Raw genomic sequence first — 12,768 nt, forward strand, 5'->3', positions numbered from 1 at the left:
CGATGCTGGTTCGTGCCGGGAATGCCCTGAATGTCGGACCCTCTGCGCCTCATCGTCGGACTCGGCAATCCCGGTGCCGAGCACCTGCGCACGCGCCACAATGCCGGGTTCTGGTTCGCCGATGCGCTTGCCGCCCGCGAGGGTGTGCGCTTTGGCGTCGAGTCGAAGCTGCGCGGCGAGGTCGCCAAGGTCGTCGTGGCCGAGCGCCCGGTGTGGCTGCTCAAGCCGCTGACGTTCATGAACGCGAGCGGCGCATCGGTCGGCGCAGCATTGCGCTACTGGAAGATCGAGCCCGAGCAGATGCTTGTCGTGCATGACGACCTCGACCTTCCGGCCGGCACGGCACGACTCAAGTTCGACGGTGGCCATGGCGGCCAGAACGGCCTGCGCGACCTGTTCGCGCAGCTGGGCCATGGCCGTTTTCACCGCCTGCGCATCGGCATTGGCCACCCCGGCAACAAGGATCGCGTGCTGGGATGGGTGCTGGGGCGGCCGTCGGCTTCCGACGAGGCCGCCATGTTGCGCGCGATCGCCGATGCGCTCGACGTGTTGCCGCTGGCGACGGCCGGCGACTTCAGTGCGGCCATGAAGCGACTGCACACGGCGGCAGCCGCAGAGTAGCGCGGCTGGCATGGCGCGCGCGGCCGAGCGGCGAGCCGAAGCCGCTGCCCGCGTCGTGGCGCAGCACCAGCGCGCCGCGTCGTGGACCTTGGTTGTTGCCGATTCCCGCTTCCCTTTTCCTCAATTCGGACCAAGTCATGGGTATCAAATGCGGCATCGTCGGCCTGCCCAACGTCGGCAAGTCGACCCTGTTCAACGCGCTCACCAATGCCGGCATCGCTGCGGCCAATTTTCCGTTCTGCACGATCGAGCCGAACGTAGGCGTGGTGCCGGTGCCTGACCCGCGGCTTGCCGCGCTGGCCGGGATCGCCAAGCCGCTCAAGATCATTCCCACCTCGATCGAGTTCGTCGACATCGCCGGTCTCGTCGCGGGCGCCTCCAAGGGCGAGGGACTGGGCAACAAGTTCCTTGCCCACATCCGCGAGGTCGATGCGATCGCGCACGTGGTGCGCTGCTTCGAGCACGATGACATCGTGCATGTGGCCGGTCGCGTCGATCCGATCGCCGACATCGAGACCATCGACACCGAGTTGGCACTGGCCGACCTGGAGTCGGTGGAGAAGGCGCTGGCGCGGGTCGAACGCGCCGCCAAGGCCAACGACAAGGAAGCGCTGGCGCGGCGGCCCGTGCTGCAAAAGCTGGCGGCGGGCCTCAATGAAGGGCGCGGGGCGCGCAGCCTGGGTCTGGACGAGGAGGAGAAGGCACTCGTGCGCGACCTGTTCCTGCTCACGCTCAAACCGCTCATGTACATCGCCAACGTGCGCGAGGATGGCTTCGAGGGCAACCCGCACCTGGATCGCGTGCGCGAGCGCGCGGCCGGCGAGGGCGCCGAGGTGGTGCCGGTCTGTGCGGCGATCGAGGAGGAAATGGCCCAGCTCGAGGAAGCCGACCGCGACGAGTTCCTCAAGGACCTCGGTCTGGACGAGCCTGGGCTCAACCGCGTCATCCGCGCCGGCTACAAGCTGCTCGGCCTGCAGACCTATTTCACTGCCGGTGAGAAGGAGGTGCGCGCCTGGCAGGTGAGGAAAGGCGCCACCGCGCCGCAGGCGGCAGGCGTGATCCATACCGACTTCGAGCGCGGCTTCATCCGCGCCGAAACCATCGCCTACGACGACTACATCAAGTACCGCGGCGAGAGCGGGGCGCGTGATGCCGGTCGCTTGCGCCTGGAAGGCAAGGACTACATCGTGCAGGAAGGCGACGTGTTGCACTTCCGTTTCAACGTCTGAGCGGGCGCCGCCGCACGCTCGGTGCGGTGGTCGCCAGTCGCCGCGGTACGATCGATGGAGCGGGGCGAGGAGAGAAGCGATGCCGGGACAACAGCGCGAGGTCGAGTTCAGGTTCCTGGCCGAGCCGACCGATGTGAACTTCGGTGGCAAGGTTCACGGCGGCATGGTCATGAAGTGGATCGACCAGGCCGGTTATGCGGCGGCCGTCGGCTGGAGTGGCCGCTATTGCGTCACGGTGGCGGTGGGTGGCATCCAGTTCGTGGCGCCGATCCTCATCGGTGATCTCGTGACCGTGCGCGCCACCCTCGTGCACACCGGCACCTCGAGCATGCATTTCGCCGTCGATGTGGTCGCGCGCGACCTCAAGGGGTCGGTCGAGCGCAGGGCCACCCGCTGTGTGATCGTGTTTGTCGCGCTCGATGCGCCCGACGGCAAGCCGGCGCCGGTGCCACCCTGGCAGCCGGTCAGCCCGGACGATCGGCGTTTGGCCGAGTACGCGCAGCGCCTGCTGGCGCTGTCGACGACGATCGAGGCGGAGGATTCCGGGCAGACCACGGGCCACGGCGGCTGAGTCGCCGCGCGCGCCGCACCGAGCGCTTGGTTGAGCGACAGCCGCCGCCTTGACAGTGGTGGCGATCTGCCACGAAAATGCGCGGCTCGCTCGACGCGATGGTGTGCGCGCAGGACAGCTGGAGCGAGGAAGGTCGCAGGACAACGACAGGAACGAAAGAGATTTTCGGAGGGATACCCAAGCGGCCAACGGGGGCAGACTGTAAATCTGCTGGCTCACGCCTTCGGTGGTTCGACAAGTTCGCCGGGAGCGAACTTGAACGCGACGCGAAGCGGCGCGGCCCGGAGGGCGAAGGGCAGGAGGCCCGGAGTCATCCACCTCCCTGGCGATGCGCAGCATCGCAGGCGTGAGGCGAGCAACAGGACAACGACAGGAACGAAAGAGATTTTCCGGAGGGATACCCAAGCGGCCAACGGGGGCAGACTGTAAATCTGCTGGCTCACGCCTTCGGTGGTTCGAATCCACCTCCCTCCACCAATCACCAAGGACACCCCGGAGGGGCGGAGGGCAGGACGCCCGGAGTCATCCACCTTCCTCCACCAGCTACACGAAGTGACAAGGCGTTGCCCCGGCGGCGCGGCTCCACCTGATGCAAGGCGGGAGTAGTTCAATGGTAGAACCTCAGCCTTCCAAGCTGATGGTGCGGGTTCGATTCCCGTCTCCCGCTCCACTGAACATCGCGCAAGGTTGGTGGTTCCAGCTTCAACGGTCTTGAAATGTCCGGCATGGATGTCGGTCTGTTCTTTGCGGTCAGGAGCGGCCGCGCAAGCAACTGCTCACGTAGCTCAGTCGGTAGAGCACCTCCTTGGTAAGGAGGAGGTCACTGGTTCGATTCCAGTCGTGAGCACCATTTCACCGACGGCGGGTCGCGCAGACGGGTCGTTGCCCGATTTCGCCAGCACTTAGATCAGCTTCCATCAGATCGAGGTTTGAAGACATGTCCAAGGAAAAATTCGAGCGCAAGAAGCCGCACGTGAACGTGGGCACGATTGGTCATGTGGACCACGGCAAGACGACGCTGACGGCGGCGCTGACGAAGGTGGGTGCGGAGCGCTTTGGCGGTGAGTTCAAGGCGTATGACGCGATCGACAAGGCGCCGGAAGAGAAGGCGCGCGGGATCACGATCTCGACCTCGCACGTGGAATACGAGAGCCCGACGCGCCATTACGCGCACGTGGACTGCCCTGGCCACGCGGACTACGTGAAGAACATGATCACGGGTGCGGCGCAGATGGACGGTGCGATCCTGGTGGTGTCGAGCGCGGACGGCCCGATGCCGCAGACGCGCGAGCACATCCTGCTGGCGCGCCAGGTGGGCGTGCCGTACATCGTGGTGTACATGAACAAGGCCGACATGGTCGATGACGCGGAGCTGCTCGACCTGGTCGAGATGGAAGTTCGCGAGCTGCTTTCCAAGTACAACTTCCCGGGCGACGACACGCCGATCGTGAAGGGTTCGGCGCTGAAGGCGCTGGAAGGCGACCAGTCGGATATCGGCGTGCCGTCGATCATCAAGCTGGTGGATGCGCTGGACACGTGGATTCCCGAGCCGCAGCGTGACGTGGACAAGGCGTTCCTGATGCCGGTCGAGGACGTGTTCTCGATTTCGGGCCGTGGCACGGTGGTGACGGGGCGCATCGAGCGCGGCGTGATCAAGGTGGGCGAGGAAGTCGAGATCGTGGGCATCCGGCCGACGACGAAGACGACGGTGACGGGCGTGGAGATGTTCCGCAAGCTGCTGGATCAGGGCCAGGCGGGCGACAACGCGGGTCTGCTGCTGCGCGGCACCAAGCGTGACGACGTGGAGCGTGGCCAGGTGCTGGCCAAGCCGGGTTCGATCACGCCGCACACCACGTTCGAGTCGGAGGTGTACGTGCTGTCGAAGGACGAGGGCGGTCGTCATACGCCGTTCTTCAAGGGCTACCGCCCGCAGTTCTACTTCCGCACGACGGACGTGACGGGCGCGGTGGAGCTGCCGGCGGGCGTCGAGATGGTGATGCCGGGCGACAACATCAAAATGGTGGTGACGCTGATCGCGCCGATCGCGATGGACGAAGGTCTGCGCTTTGCGATCCGCGAAGGCGGCCGTACCGTCGGCGCCGGCGTGGTGGCGAAGGTCATCCAGTAACGGATACGGGCACCGGAATCCGGGCGTGCCGGCGATCGTTTGCCGGCGCCGCCCGGTTTGCCGGATTTCCTGCATCAAGGGGCTTTTCTTTTGCCGCGGACTGCACTATAGTGCGCGGCTCCTTGCTGACGCGGCCAGTTGCCGTGACAGCGACAACAGCGAAATGAGGCGCAGGACGTGCTTCGAGTTCGCAGACAGGGATTGTCGGCCGCGATGCTCGCGGCCACGGAACGGCAACACGGTTCCGTCTTGTTGCACATTTCAGGATTGGGCGGCCGGCAGCGGTCCGCCCAATCTTTGTAGTTGGGCGACTGGCTTGCGACACGGCTGGTCGCCGACGCTTGCAAGGGTCGGCCGGCGGCACCGTATCAAGCACCGGCGGGCGGGGTTCAGAGAGCCTCGCTGTCACCGAACACTGTTCTTTCAGATTCAAGGGACACGGCAATGGCGGACCAGAAGATTCGTATCCGGCTCAAGGCGTTCGATCATCGATTGATCGATCGTTCGGCGAGCGAAATCGTCGAGACGGCCAAGCGCACCGGCGCGACCGTGCTCGGCCCGATCCCGCTGCCCACGAAGATCGAGCGCTACACGATCCTCGTTTCGCCGCATGCCGACAAGGATGCGCGCGACCAGTACGAGACGCGCGTTCACAAGCGCGTGATGGACATCGTCGACCCGAATGACAAGACCGTGGACGCGCTGATGAAGCTCGATCTCGCGGCCGGCGTCGATGTACAGATCAAGCTGCACTGAGGCAATAGATCATGAGTATCGGGTTGGTGGGTCGTAAATGCGGCATGAGCCGCGTCTTCACCGAAGATGGTCGTTCGGTGCCGGTGACGCTGATCGAGGCGACGCCGAACCGCGTGACGCAGGTGAAGACCGTCGAAAACGATGGCTACAGCGCCGTGCAGGTCACGGCCGGCAACAAGCGCGCGGGCTTGGTCAACAAGCCGCAGGCCGGCCACTACGCCAAGGCCAAGGTCACCGCCGGGCGCGGCCTGTGGGAGTTCCGCGTCGATGCGGACGACCTGGGCAAGTACGCGGTCGGTGGCGAACTCAAGGCTGACGAGATCTTCGCGGTCGGCCAGAAGGTCGATGTCGCCGGGGTCAGCAAGGGCAAGGGCTTCCAGGGCACGATCAAGCGTCACCATTTCACGATGGGCGACGCCACGCACGGCAACTCGCTGTCGCACCGCTCGCCGGGCTCGATCGGCCAGCGGCAGACGCCGGGCCGCGTGTTTCCGGGCAAGAAGATGGCCGGTCACATGGGCGCCGTGCGGCGTTCGTCGATCAACCTCGAAGTGGTGAAGATCGACACCGAGCGTCACCTGATCGCCGTCAAGGGTGCCGTCCCCGGCGCGCCCGGTGGCGATGTGGTGATCCGTCCTGCGGTCAAGTCGAAGTAAGGAGCAGACGCCATGGAACTCAATGTCATTGGCGCCAAGCCCGTCAGCGTTTCCGACGCGGTGTTCGGCAAGGATTTCCGCGAGGATCTCGTGCACCAGGTGGTGGTCGCCTACCGCAATGCGGGGCGTGCCGGCACCAAGAAGCAGAAGTCGCGCGCGGAAGTCAGCGGCACGACCAAGAAATCCAAGCGCCAGAAGGGCGGCGGTGCCCGTCACGGCGCGCTGACCGCGCCGATCTTCAGCGGCGGCGGTGTGACGTTCGCGGCGCGGCCGCGCAGTTTCGCCCAGAAGATCAACCGCAAGATGTTTCGCGGTGCGATGGCGTCGATTCTGTCGGAATTGGCGCGCCAGGACCGCATCACGGTCGTCGAGTCGATTGGCATCGAACAGCCCAAGACCAAGCAGATGGTCGCGCGGCTGGCCGAGCTGGCGGCGAGTGGCCGCGTGGTCATCGTCACCGAAAGCGGCAGCGAGGCGCTTTTCCTCGCGGCGCGCAATATCCCCTACCTGCAGATCGTCGATGTGGCTGCGCTCGACCCGGTGAGCCTGGTTGGAGCCGACAAGGTCGTGATGACGGTCGAGTCCCTCAAGCGTGTCGAGGAGTGGCTGGCGTGAAAGAGCAACTTTTCAGCATCCTGCGTGCGCCGCACATCTCCGAAAAGAGCGCGCGTCTGCAGGAGAACAACCAGTACGTGTTCGAAGTCGTGCAAGCCGCCACCAAGGCCGATGTGAAGGCCGCGGTGGAAGGTCTGTTCAGCGTCGAAGTGGCGTCGGTCAACCTGGTCAACCTCAAGGGCAAGTCCAGGTCGTTCCGCAATCGCGCCGGTACGCGTGGCAACAAGCGCAAGGCCTACGTTCGACTCGCCGATGGTCACACCATCGACGTGACGGCCAAGCCCTAAGACGGTGGCCGTGGGCGCCTCCGGCGTGCACGGAAATCAGGAAAAGACATCATGGCACTGATCACAGTCAAACCCACTTCCGCCGGACGCCGCGCCGTAGTGCGCGTGTCCACGCCGGGCTTGCACAAGGGCGCGCCGTATGCGCCGCTGACCGAGTCGCAGTCCAAGACCGGTGGCCGCAACCACTACGGGCGCATCACCACGCGCCACAAGGGCGGTGGTTCCAAGCAGCATTACCGCATCATCGACTTCAAGCGCGACAAGGAAAACATCGCGTGCCGGATCGAGCGGATCGAGTACGATCCCAACCGTACCGCGCACATCGCCTTGTTGTGCTTCGTCGATGGCGAGCGCCGCTACATCATCGCGCCCAAGGGCGCCAAGGTGGGTGACCAGCTCATGTCGGGCCGCGACGCGCCGATCAAGGTCGGCAATTCGCTGCCGCTGCGCAACATCCCGATCGGTTCGGTCGTGCATTGCATCGAAATGAAGCCCGGCAAGGGCGCGCAGATCGCGCGCTCGGCAGGCGCGTCGGCGCAGCTGGTCGCGCGTGAGCAGGGCTACGCGACGCTGCGCCTGCGTTCGGGCGAAATGCGCAAGGTGCCGGCCGATTGCCGCGCCACCATCGGCGAAGTCGGCAATTCCGAGCACAACCTCGAGAAGCTGGGCAAGGCCGGCGCATCGCGTTGGCGCGGCGTGCGTCCGACGGTGCGCGGCGCGGTGATGAACCCGGTCGACCATCCGCACGGCGGTGGTGAGGCCAAGGCAGGTCAGGGTAATCCCCACCCGGTGTCACCGTGGGGCATGCCGACCAAGGGTTACAAGACACGCAAGAACAAGCGCACGACGCAGTTCATCGTCCGCGATCGCAGGGGTTAATCAATGGCACGCTCACTGAAGAAGGGTCCGTTCGTCGACCACCACCTGATGAAGAAGGTGGAGACTGCGGGCAGCAGCAAGAAGCCGATCAAGACCTGGTCGCGCCGCTCGATGGTGGTGCCGGAAATGGTCGGCTTCACGCTGGCCATCCACAACGGTCGCCAGCACGTTCCGGTGCTGGTCAACGAAAACATGGTCGGGCACAAGCTCGGCGAATTCGCGGTGACGCGGACATTCAAGGCGCACGGCGGCGACAAGAAAGCCGCTGACGCCAAGAAGTGACGGTGAATACGATGGAAGCCAAAGCGATCCTGCGCAGCGCGCGCATCTCCCCGCAGAAGGCCCGCCTGGTCGCCGACCAGGTGCGTGGCCTGCCGGTTGGTCGGGCGACCAACCTGCTTCAATTCAGCGACAAGAAGGCGGCCCACCTGATCCGCAAGGTGCTGCTGTCGGCCGTGGCCAACGCCGAAAACAATCTCGGTGCCGATGTCGACGAGCTCAAGGTGGCGCGCATCTTCGTCGACGAAGGGGCGATCATCAAGCGCATGCATGCGCGTGCCAAGGGTCGCGGTTCGCGCATCTCCAAGCGTACCAGCCACATCACCGTGGTTGTCGGCGAATAAACGGGACGATACTCATGGGTCATAAAGTCAATCCGATCGGCATCCGTCTTGGCATTTCCAAGGACTGGAACTCGAAGTGGTTCGCCGGCAAGCGCGAATACGCGCAGTACCTGGGTGCCGACCTCAAGGTGCGTGAGCTGCTCAAGAAGAAGCTGGCCCAGGCCGGTATCTCGAAGATCCAGATCGAGCGCCCCGCCAAGACCGCCCGCGTCACGATCTTCTCCGCGCGTCCGGGTGTCGTCATCGGCAAGAAGGGTGAGGACATCGAGAAGCTGCGCAAGGAAGTCTCCGACGTGATGGGCGTTCCTGCGCACATCAACGTGAGCGAAGTGCGCAAGCCAGAGCTTGACGCGCAGCTGGTCGCCGAATCGATCGCGCAGCAGCTCGAGCGCCGCATCATGTTCCGCCGCGCGATGAAGCGCTCGGTGCAAAACGCGATGCGTCTGGGTGCGCTGGGCATCAAGGTCAACGTTGCGGGTCGCCTCAACGGAGCGGAAATTGCCCGCTCGGAGTGGTACCGCGAAGGCCGCGTTCCGCTGCACACGCTGCGCGCCGACATCGACTATGGCTTTGCGGAAGCGTCGACCACCTACGGCATCATCGGCGTGAAAGTGTGGGTGTACAAGGGCGAGATCTTCGATCTGCACGCGGCCCAGCAGGAAGCCAAGGCCGAGGCGGCCGACGAGCGCCCGCAGCGCCGCGCGCCGAAGAGCTGACGATCTGAATCCCGCGATCAGGATGATCGCCTGGTGAGTTTCGCGGCCCGGATGGTCGCATGAAGAATACTGAAATGCGGTCGGGACGATCGCTTCTTGATTATCGCGATCCTGGACGATCGCACAGGCAGAGACCAAGTCATGCTGCAACCCAAGCGCACCAAGTTTCGCAAGGTCCAGAAGGCCCGCAACCGCGGTCTGTCCTATGTATCCAACAAGGTCAGCTTCGGTGAGTTCGGCCTCAAGGCGACCACCCACGGACATCTGACCGCGCGTCAGATCGAGGCGGCTCGTCGCTGCATCACGCGCTATGTAAAGCGCGGTGGCAAGTTGTGGATTCGCGTGTTCCCGGACAAGCCGATCACCAAGAAGCCGATCGAGGTCCGCATGGGCAGCGGCAAGGGCAACGTGGAGTACTGGGTGGCGCCGATCCAGCCCGGTCGCATGTTGTACGAAATCGAAGGCGTCGCCGAGAGCGATGCGCGCGAGGCGTTCCGCCTGGCCGCGGCCAAGCTGTCGATCCAAACCCAATTCGTTGCGCGTACGGTGCTGTGATGGAACTCAAGGAACTCCGCCAACAGAGCGAGCAGCAGCTCACCGAGCATCTTCGCGAGCTGCGTCGCGAGCAATTCAACCTGCGCATGCAGAAGGGCTCCGGCCAGCTGCCGCAGACCCACCAGTTCGGCCGTGTGCGCCGCGAGATCGCGCAGGTCAAGCACCTGCTCGGCGCGAAGAAGCAGGGGCAGTGAAATGAGCGATACCGAGAAGAAAACCCGCACCCTGGAAGGACGCGTCGTGTCCAACAAGATGGCCAAGACGGTCACCGTGCTGCTCGAGCGCCAGGTGCAGCACCCGCTGTACGGCAAGATCGTGCGCCGCTCGACCAAGGTGCATGCGCATGACGAAGCCGGTGAGTGCCGCGAAGGCGACGTCGTTCGCATTGCCGAGTGCCGGCCGCTTTCCAAGACCAAGAACTGGCGCGTGGTGAAGGTCGTCACGCGCGCCGAAGCCTGAGCGTGGGGCAAAGGGAGACAGCGACATGATCCAGATGCAGACCACGCTGGCCGCGGCGGACAACAGCGGCGCCAAGGAACTGATGTGCATCAAGGTGCTGGGTGGTTCCAAGCGCCGCTATGCGCAGATCGGTGACGTCATCAAGGTATCGGTGCGTGACGCGATTCCGCGTGGCAAGGTCAAGAAGGGTGAGGTCTATGACGCCGTGGTGGTGCGCACGCGCAAGGGTGTGCGTCGCGCCGACGGTTCGTTGATCCGCTTTGACGGCAACGCCGCCGTCCTGCTCAACAACAAGCTCGAGCCGATCGGGACCCGTATCTTCGGGCCGGTGACGCGCGAGCTGCGCAGCGAACGATTCATGAAAATCGTCTCGCTGGCGCCGGAAGTACTGTAAGAGGTGATGTCATGAACCGTATCCGCAAGGGCGACCAGGTTCTGGTGATCGCCGGCAAGAACAAGGGCCAGAAAGGCACGGTCGCGCGCGTCACGGGTGATTCCGTGTTCGTCGAGAACGTGAACATGGTCAAGCGGCACACCAAGCCGAATCCGCAGGCCAACCAGCCTGGTGGCATCGTCGAGCGTGAAGCTGCGATCCACATTTCCAATGTTATGTTGTTCAACTCCGCCACCGGCAAGGGTGAGCGCGTGGGCTTCAAGACGCTCCAGACGGGGCGCAAGGTCCGCGTGTACCGCTCCACCGGTGAAGTGGTCGACGCCTGAGGTCTGCTGCCGTGACTCGTCTTGAGACAATCTACAAAGAACAGGTCGTGCCGAAGCTGACCGAGCGCTTCAAGTACACCAACCCGATGCAGGTGCCGCGCCTGACCAAGATCACGCTCAACATGGGCGTGGGCGAGGCGGTCGGCAACAAGAAGGTGCTGGAGAACGCGGTGGCCGACATGGCCAAGATCTGCGGCCAGAAGCCGGTCGTGACTCTGTCGCGCAAGGCGCATGCCACGTTCAAGATCCGCGAGAACTGGCCGATCGGCTGCAAGGTCACCCTGCGCCGCGCCAACATGTTCGAGTTCCTCGACCGCTTCATCAACATTGCGTTGCCGCGCGTGCGCGATTTTCGCGGCATTTCGGGCCGATCGTTCGACGGCCGCGGCAATTTCAACATGGGCATCAAGGAACAGATCATCTTCCCCGAGATCGATTTCGACCAGATCGATGCCCTGCGCGGCATGGACATCGCGATCACCACGACCGCGCGCACCAACGAAGAAGCCAAGGCGCTGCTCGAGGCCTTCAACTTCCCGTTCCGCAACTAATCGCAGGCGACACCGATGGCCAAGCGTTCAATGATCAACCGCGACATCAAGCGTACCAAGCTGGTGAAGCGCCATGCCGCCAAGCGGGCGGAGCTCAAGAAGATCGTGGCAAGCACGACGGCGTCGTACGACGACAAGATCGCCGCCGCGGTCAAGCTGCAAAAGCTGCCGCGCGACTCGAGCCCCTCGCGTCAGCGCAATCGCTGCGAACTGACCGGCCGCTCGCGCGGCGTGTACAAGAAGTTCGGTCTGGCCCGCCACAAGCTGCGCGAAGCCACCATGCGTGGCGACGTGCCGGGCTTGCGCAAAGCGAGCTGGTAACAGACCGGGAATCGTGGCTCGGGAATCGCGCGAGCGCCTTCCGAAGCACCAATCCCCACTCCCGCATCCAGCGGATATCGATGCCAATCAGGAATTGAAACATGAGCATGACTGATCCCATCGCCGACATGTTTACGCGCATTCGCAATGCGCAGGCCACGGGCAAGCGTTCCGTGGCCATGCCGGCTTCCCGCGTCAAGCAGGCGATCGCCAAGCTGCTCAAGGACGAGGGCTACGTGGCCGACGTCCAGGCCAGCACGGTTGAAGGCAAGCCGCGCCTCGAGATCGCCCTCAAGTACCACGAAGGCAAGCCGGTCATCGAGCGCATCGAGCGCGTCAGCCGCTCGGGCCTGCGCGTGTATCGCGGCAAGGACGAACTGCCGAAGATCCTCAACGGACTGGGCATTTCGATCGTTTCCACCTCGTCGGGCATCATGACCGACGCGCAGGCACGCAAGAAGGGCCTGGGCGGCGAAGTCATCGGCCTGGTCGCCTGAGGCTTCCTGGAGGATTCACCATGTCACGCGTTGCCAAGAAGCCCGTCCACCTGCCCAAGGGCGTGGAGTGCCAGGTCAAGTCCGATACGATCACCGTCAAGGGGCCGAAGGGTAGCCTGTCGATGGCGCCGTTGCGCGGCGTCGCCGTCACGGTCGACAACGGCACGGTCACGTTTGCCGCGCAGGATGCCGATACGATCAAGATGGCCGGTACCAGTCGCGCGCTGCTGGCCAGCATGGTCACGGGCGTCACCGAAGGCTACCAGCGCAAGCTGGAGCTGGTCGGCGTCGGTTTCCGTGCCGCGCTGCAGGGCAAGGACCTCAACCTGACCTTGGGTTTTTCGCACCCGGTCGTGTTCAAGGCGCCCGAGGGCATCACCATCACGGTGCCGGCGCAGACCGAAATCCTCGTGGCTGGCGCCGACAAGCAGCAGGTCGGTCAGGTCGCGGCCAAGATCCGCGGATTCCGTCCGCCCGAGCCCTACAAGGGCAAGGGTGTGCGTTACGCGGGCGAGCAGATCACCCTCAAGGAAGCCAAGAAGGCGTAGTGGTCCGATACGCGGCCTGCGTGTGTCCTGGCGACC

21 protein-coding genes and 3 tRNA genes are annotated in these 12,768 nt (G+C 64.3%); all 24 read left to right on the forward strand.

All coding sequences use genetic code 11. The annotated features are described in order from the left end of the window. The first annotated feature begins 30 nt into the window (after positions 1-30). The gene (pth, locus tag KF903_RS00840; protein ID WP_291209831.1) at positions 31-621 is read left to right on the forward strand and encodes an aminoacyl-tRNA hydrolase; all 591 of its coding nucleotides are present in this window, start codon (positions 31-33) and stop codon (positions 619-621) included. 137 nt (positions 622-758) lie between these two features. After that, complete coding sequence (gene ychF / locus KF903_RS00845) at positions 759-1,850, forward strand: redox-regulated ATPase YchF (protein WP_291209833.1); 1,092 nt, start codon at positions 759-761, stop codon at positions 1,848-1,850. 79 nt (positions 1,851-1,929) lie between these two features. Then, positions 1,930-2,421, forward strand: a complete 492-nt coding sequence (locus KF903_RS00850; RefSeq protein ID WP_291209835.1) for an acyl-CoA thioesterase — start codon at positions 1,930-1,932, stop codon at positions 2,419-2,421. Positions 2,422-2,812: 391 nt separating this feature from the next. Beyond that, positions 2,813-2,898, forward strand: a tRNA-Tyr gene (locus tag KF903_RS00855). A 119-nt stretch (positions 2,899-3,017) separates the two neighbouring features. Next, a tRNA-Gly gene (locus KF903_RS00860) sits at positions 3,018-3,091 on the forward strand. A 104-nt stretch (positions 3,092-3,195) separates the two neighbouring features. Then, positions 3,196-3,271: transfer RNA gene (locus tag KF903_RS00865), tRNA-Thr, on the forward strand. 87 nt (positions 3,272-3,358) lie between these two features. Then, complete coding sequence (gene tuf, locus KF903_RS00870) at positions 3,359-4,549, forward strand: elongation factor Tu (protein WP_291209837.1); 1,191 nt, start codon at positions 3,359-3,361, stop codon at positions 4,547-4,549. Between the two features lie 444 nt (positions 4,550-4,993). Further along, complete coding sequence (gene rpsJ / locus KF903_RS00875; RefSeq protein ID WP_291209839.1) at positions 4,994-5,305, forward strand: 30S ribosomal protein S10; 312 nt, start codon at positions 4,994-4,996, stop codon at positions 5,303-5,305. An 11-nt stretch (positions 5,306-5,316) separates the two neighbouring features. After that, the gene (gene rplC, locus KF903_RS00880; protein ID WP_291209841.1) at positions 5,317-5,961 is read left to right on the forward strand and encodes a 50S ribosomal protein L3; all 645 of its coding nucleotides are present in this window, start codon (positions 5,317-5,319) and stop codon (positions 5,959-5,961) included. Between the two features lie 12 nt (positions 5,962-5,973). Beyond that, positions 5,974-6,576, forward strand: a complete 603-nt coding sequence (gene rplD, locus KF903_RS00885; protein WP_291209843.1) for a 50S ribosomal protein L4 — start codon at positions 5,974-5,976, stop codon at positions 6,574-6,576. After that, a complete protein-coding gene (gene rplW, locus KF903_RS00890; protein WP_291209845.1) occupies positions 6,573-6,863 on the forward strand; it encodes a 50S ribosomal protein L23 in 291 nt (96 codons plus the stop codon). The genes rplD and rplW overlap by 4 nt, the downstream gene beginning before the upstream one ends. Before the next feature lie 51 nt (positions 6,864-6,914). Then, the gene (gene rplB, locus KF903_RS00895; protein WP_291209847.1) at positions 6,915-7,742 is read left to right on the forward strand and encodes a 50S ribosomal protein L2; all 828 of its coding nucleotides are present in this window, start codon (positions 6,915-6,917) and stop codon (positions 7,740-7,742) included. 3 nt (positions 7,743-7,745) lie between these two features. After that, entirely contained in the window at positions 7,746-8,024 is a 279-nt protein-coding gene (gene rpsS / locus KF903_RS00900) for a 30S ribosomal protein S19 (protein WP_291209849.1), read from the forward strand. Between the two features lie 11 nt (positions 8,025-8,035). Next, the gene (gene rplV / locus KF903_RS00905) at positions 8,036-8,365 is read left to right on the forward strand and encodes a 50S ribosomal protein L22 (RefSeq protein WP_291209851.1); all 330 of its coding nucleotides are present in this window, start codon (positions 8,036-8,038) and stop codon (positions 8,363-8,365) included. A 14-nt stretch (positions 8,366-8,379) separates the two neighbouring features. After that, positions 8,380-9,081, forward strand: coding sequence for a 30S ribosomal protein S3 (rpsC, locus tag KF903_RS00910; protein WP_291209853.1), 702 nt, complete (start codon positions 8,380-8,382; stop codon positions 9,079-9,081). Between the two features lie 141 nt (positions 9,082-9,222). Further along, a complete protein-coding gene (rplP, locus tag KF903_RS00915) occupies positions 9,223-9,636 on the forward strand; it encodes a 50S ribosomal protein L16 (protein WP_291209855.1) in 414 nt (137 codons plus the stop codon). Further along, positions 9,636-9,830 carry a 50S ribosomal protein L29 gene (gene rpmC / locus KF903_RS00920; protein WP_291209857.1) on the forward strand — a complete coding sequence of 65 codons (195 nt, stop codon included), beginning with the start codon at positions 9,636-9,638 and terminating at the stop codon, positions 9,828-9,830. The genes rplP and rpmC overlap by 1 nt, the downstream gene beginning before the upstream one ends. A 1-nt stretch (position 9,831) precedes the next feature. Next, on the forward strand, positions 9,832-10,095 hold the full coding sequence (rpsQ, locus tag KF903_RS00925; RefSeq protein ID WP_291209860.1) for a 30S ribosomal protein S17: 264 nt from the start codon (positions 9,832-9,834) through the stop codon (positions 10,093-10,095). A 25-nt stretch (positions 10,096-10,120) separates the two neighbouring features. Further along, a complete protein-coding gene (gene rplN, locus KF903_RS00930; RefSeq protein ID WP_291209861.1) occupies positions 10,121-10,489 on the forward strand; it encodes a 50S ribosomal protein L14 in 369 nt (122 codons plus the stop codon). An 11-nt stretch (positions 10,490-10,500) separates the two neighbouring features. After that, positions 10,501-10,815, forward strand: a complete 315-nt coding sequence (rplX, locus tag KF903_RS00935; protein ID WP_291209863.1) for a 50S ribosomal protein L24 — start codon at positions 10,501-10,503, stop codon at positions 10,813-10,815. Positions 10,816-10,826: 11 nt separating this feature from the next. Then, positions 10,827-11,366: a 50S ribosomal protein L5 gene (gene rplE, locus KF903_RS00940; RefSeq protein WP_291209865.1), complete on the forward strand. Its 540-nt coding sequence runs from the start codon at positions 10,827-10,829 to the stop codon at positions 11,364-11,366. Between the two features lie 15 nt (positions 11,367-11,381). Further along, positions 11,382-11,687 carry a 30S ribosomal protein S14 gene (rpsN, locus tag KF903_RS00945; protein ID WP_291209867.1) on the forward strand — a complete coding sequence of 102 codons (306 nt, stop codon included), beginning with the start codon at positions 11,382-11,384 and terminating at the stop codon, positions 11,685-11,687. A 101-nt stretch (positions 11,688-11,788) separates the two neighbouring features. Then, positions 11,789-12,184 (forward strand): 30S ribosomal protein S8, encoded by a 396-nt coding sequence (gene rpsH / locus KF903_RS00950; RefSeq protein ID WP_291209869.1) that lies wholly within the window; start codon positions 11,789-11,791, stop codon positions 12,182-12,184. A gap of 20 nt (positions 12,185-12,204) precedes the next feature. After that, positions 12,205-12,732 (forward strand): 50S ribosomal protein L6, encoded by a 528-nt coding sequence (gene rplF, locus KF903_RS00955; protein ID WP_291209871.1) that lies wholly within the window; start codon positions 12,205-12,207, stop codon positions 12,730-12,732. Positions 12,733-12,768: the final 36 nt, after the last annotated feature.

This window comes from Dokdonella sp., assembly GCF_019634845.1.
Lineage (GTDB): Bacteria > Pseudomonadota > Gammaproteobacteria > Xanthomonadales > Rhodanobacteraceae > Dokdonella_A.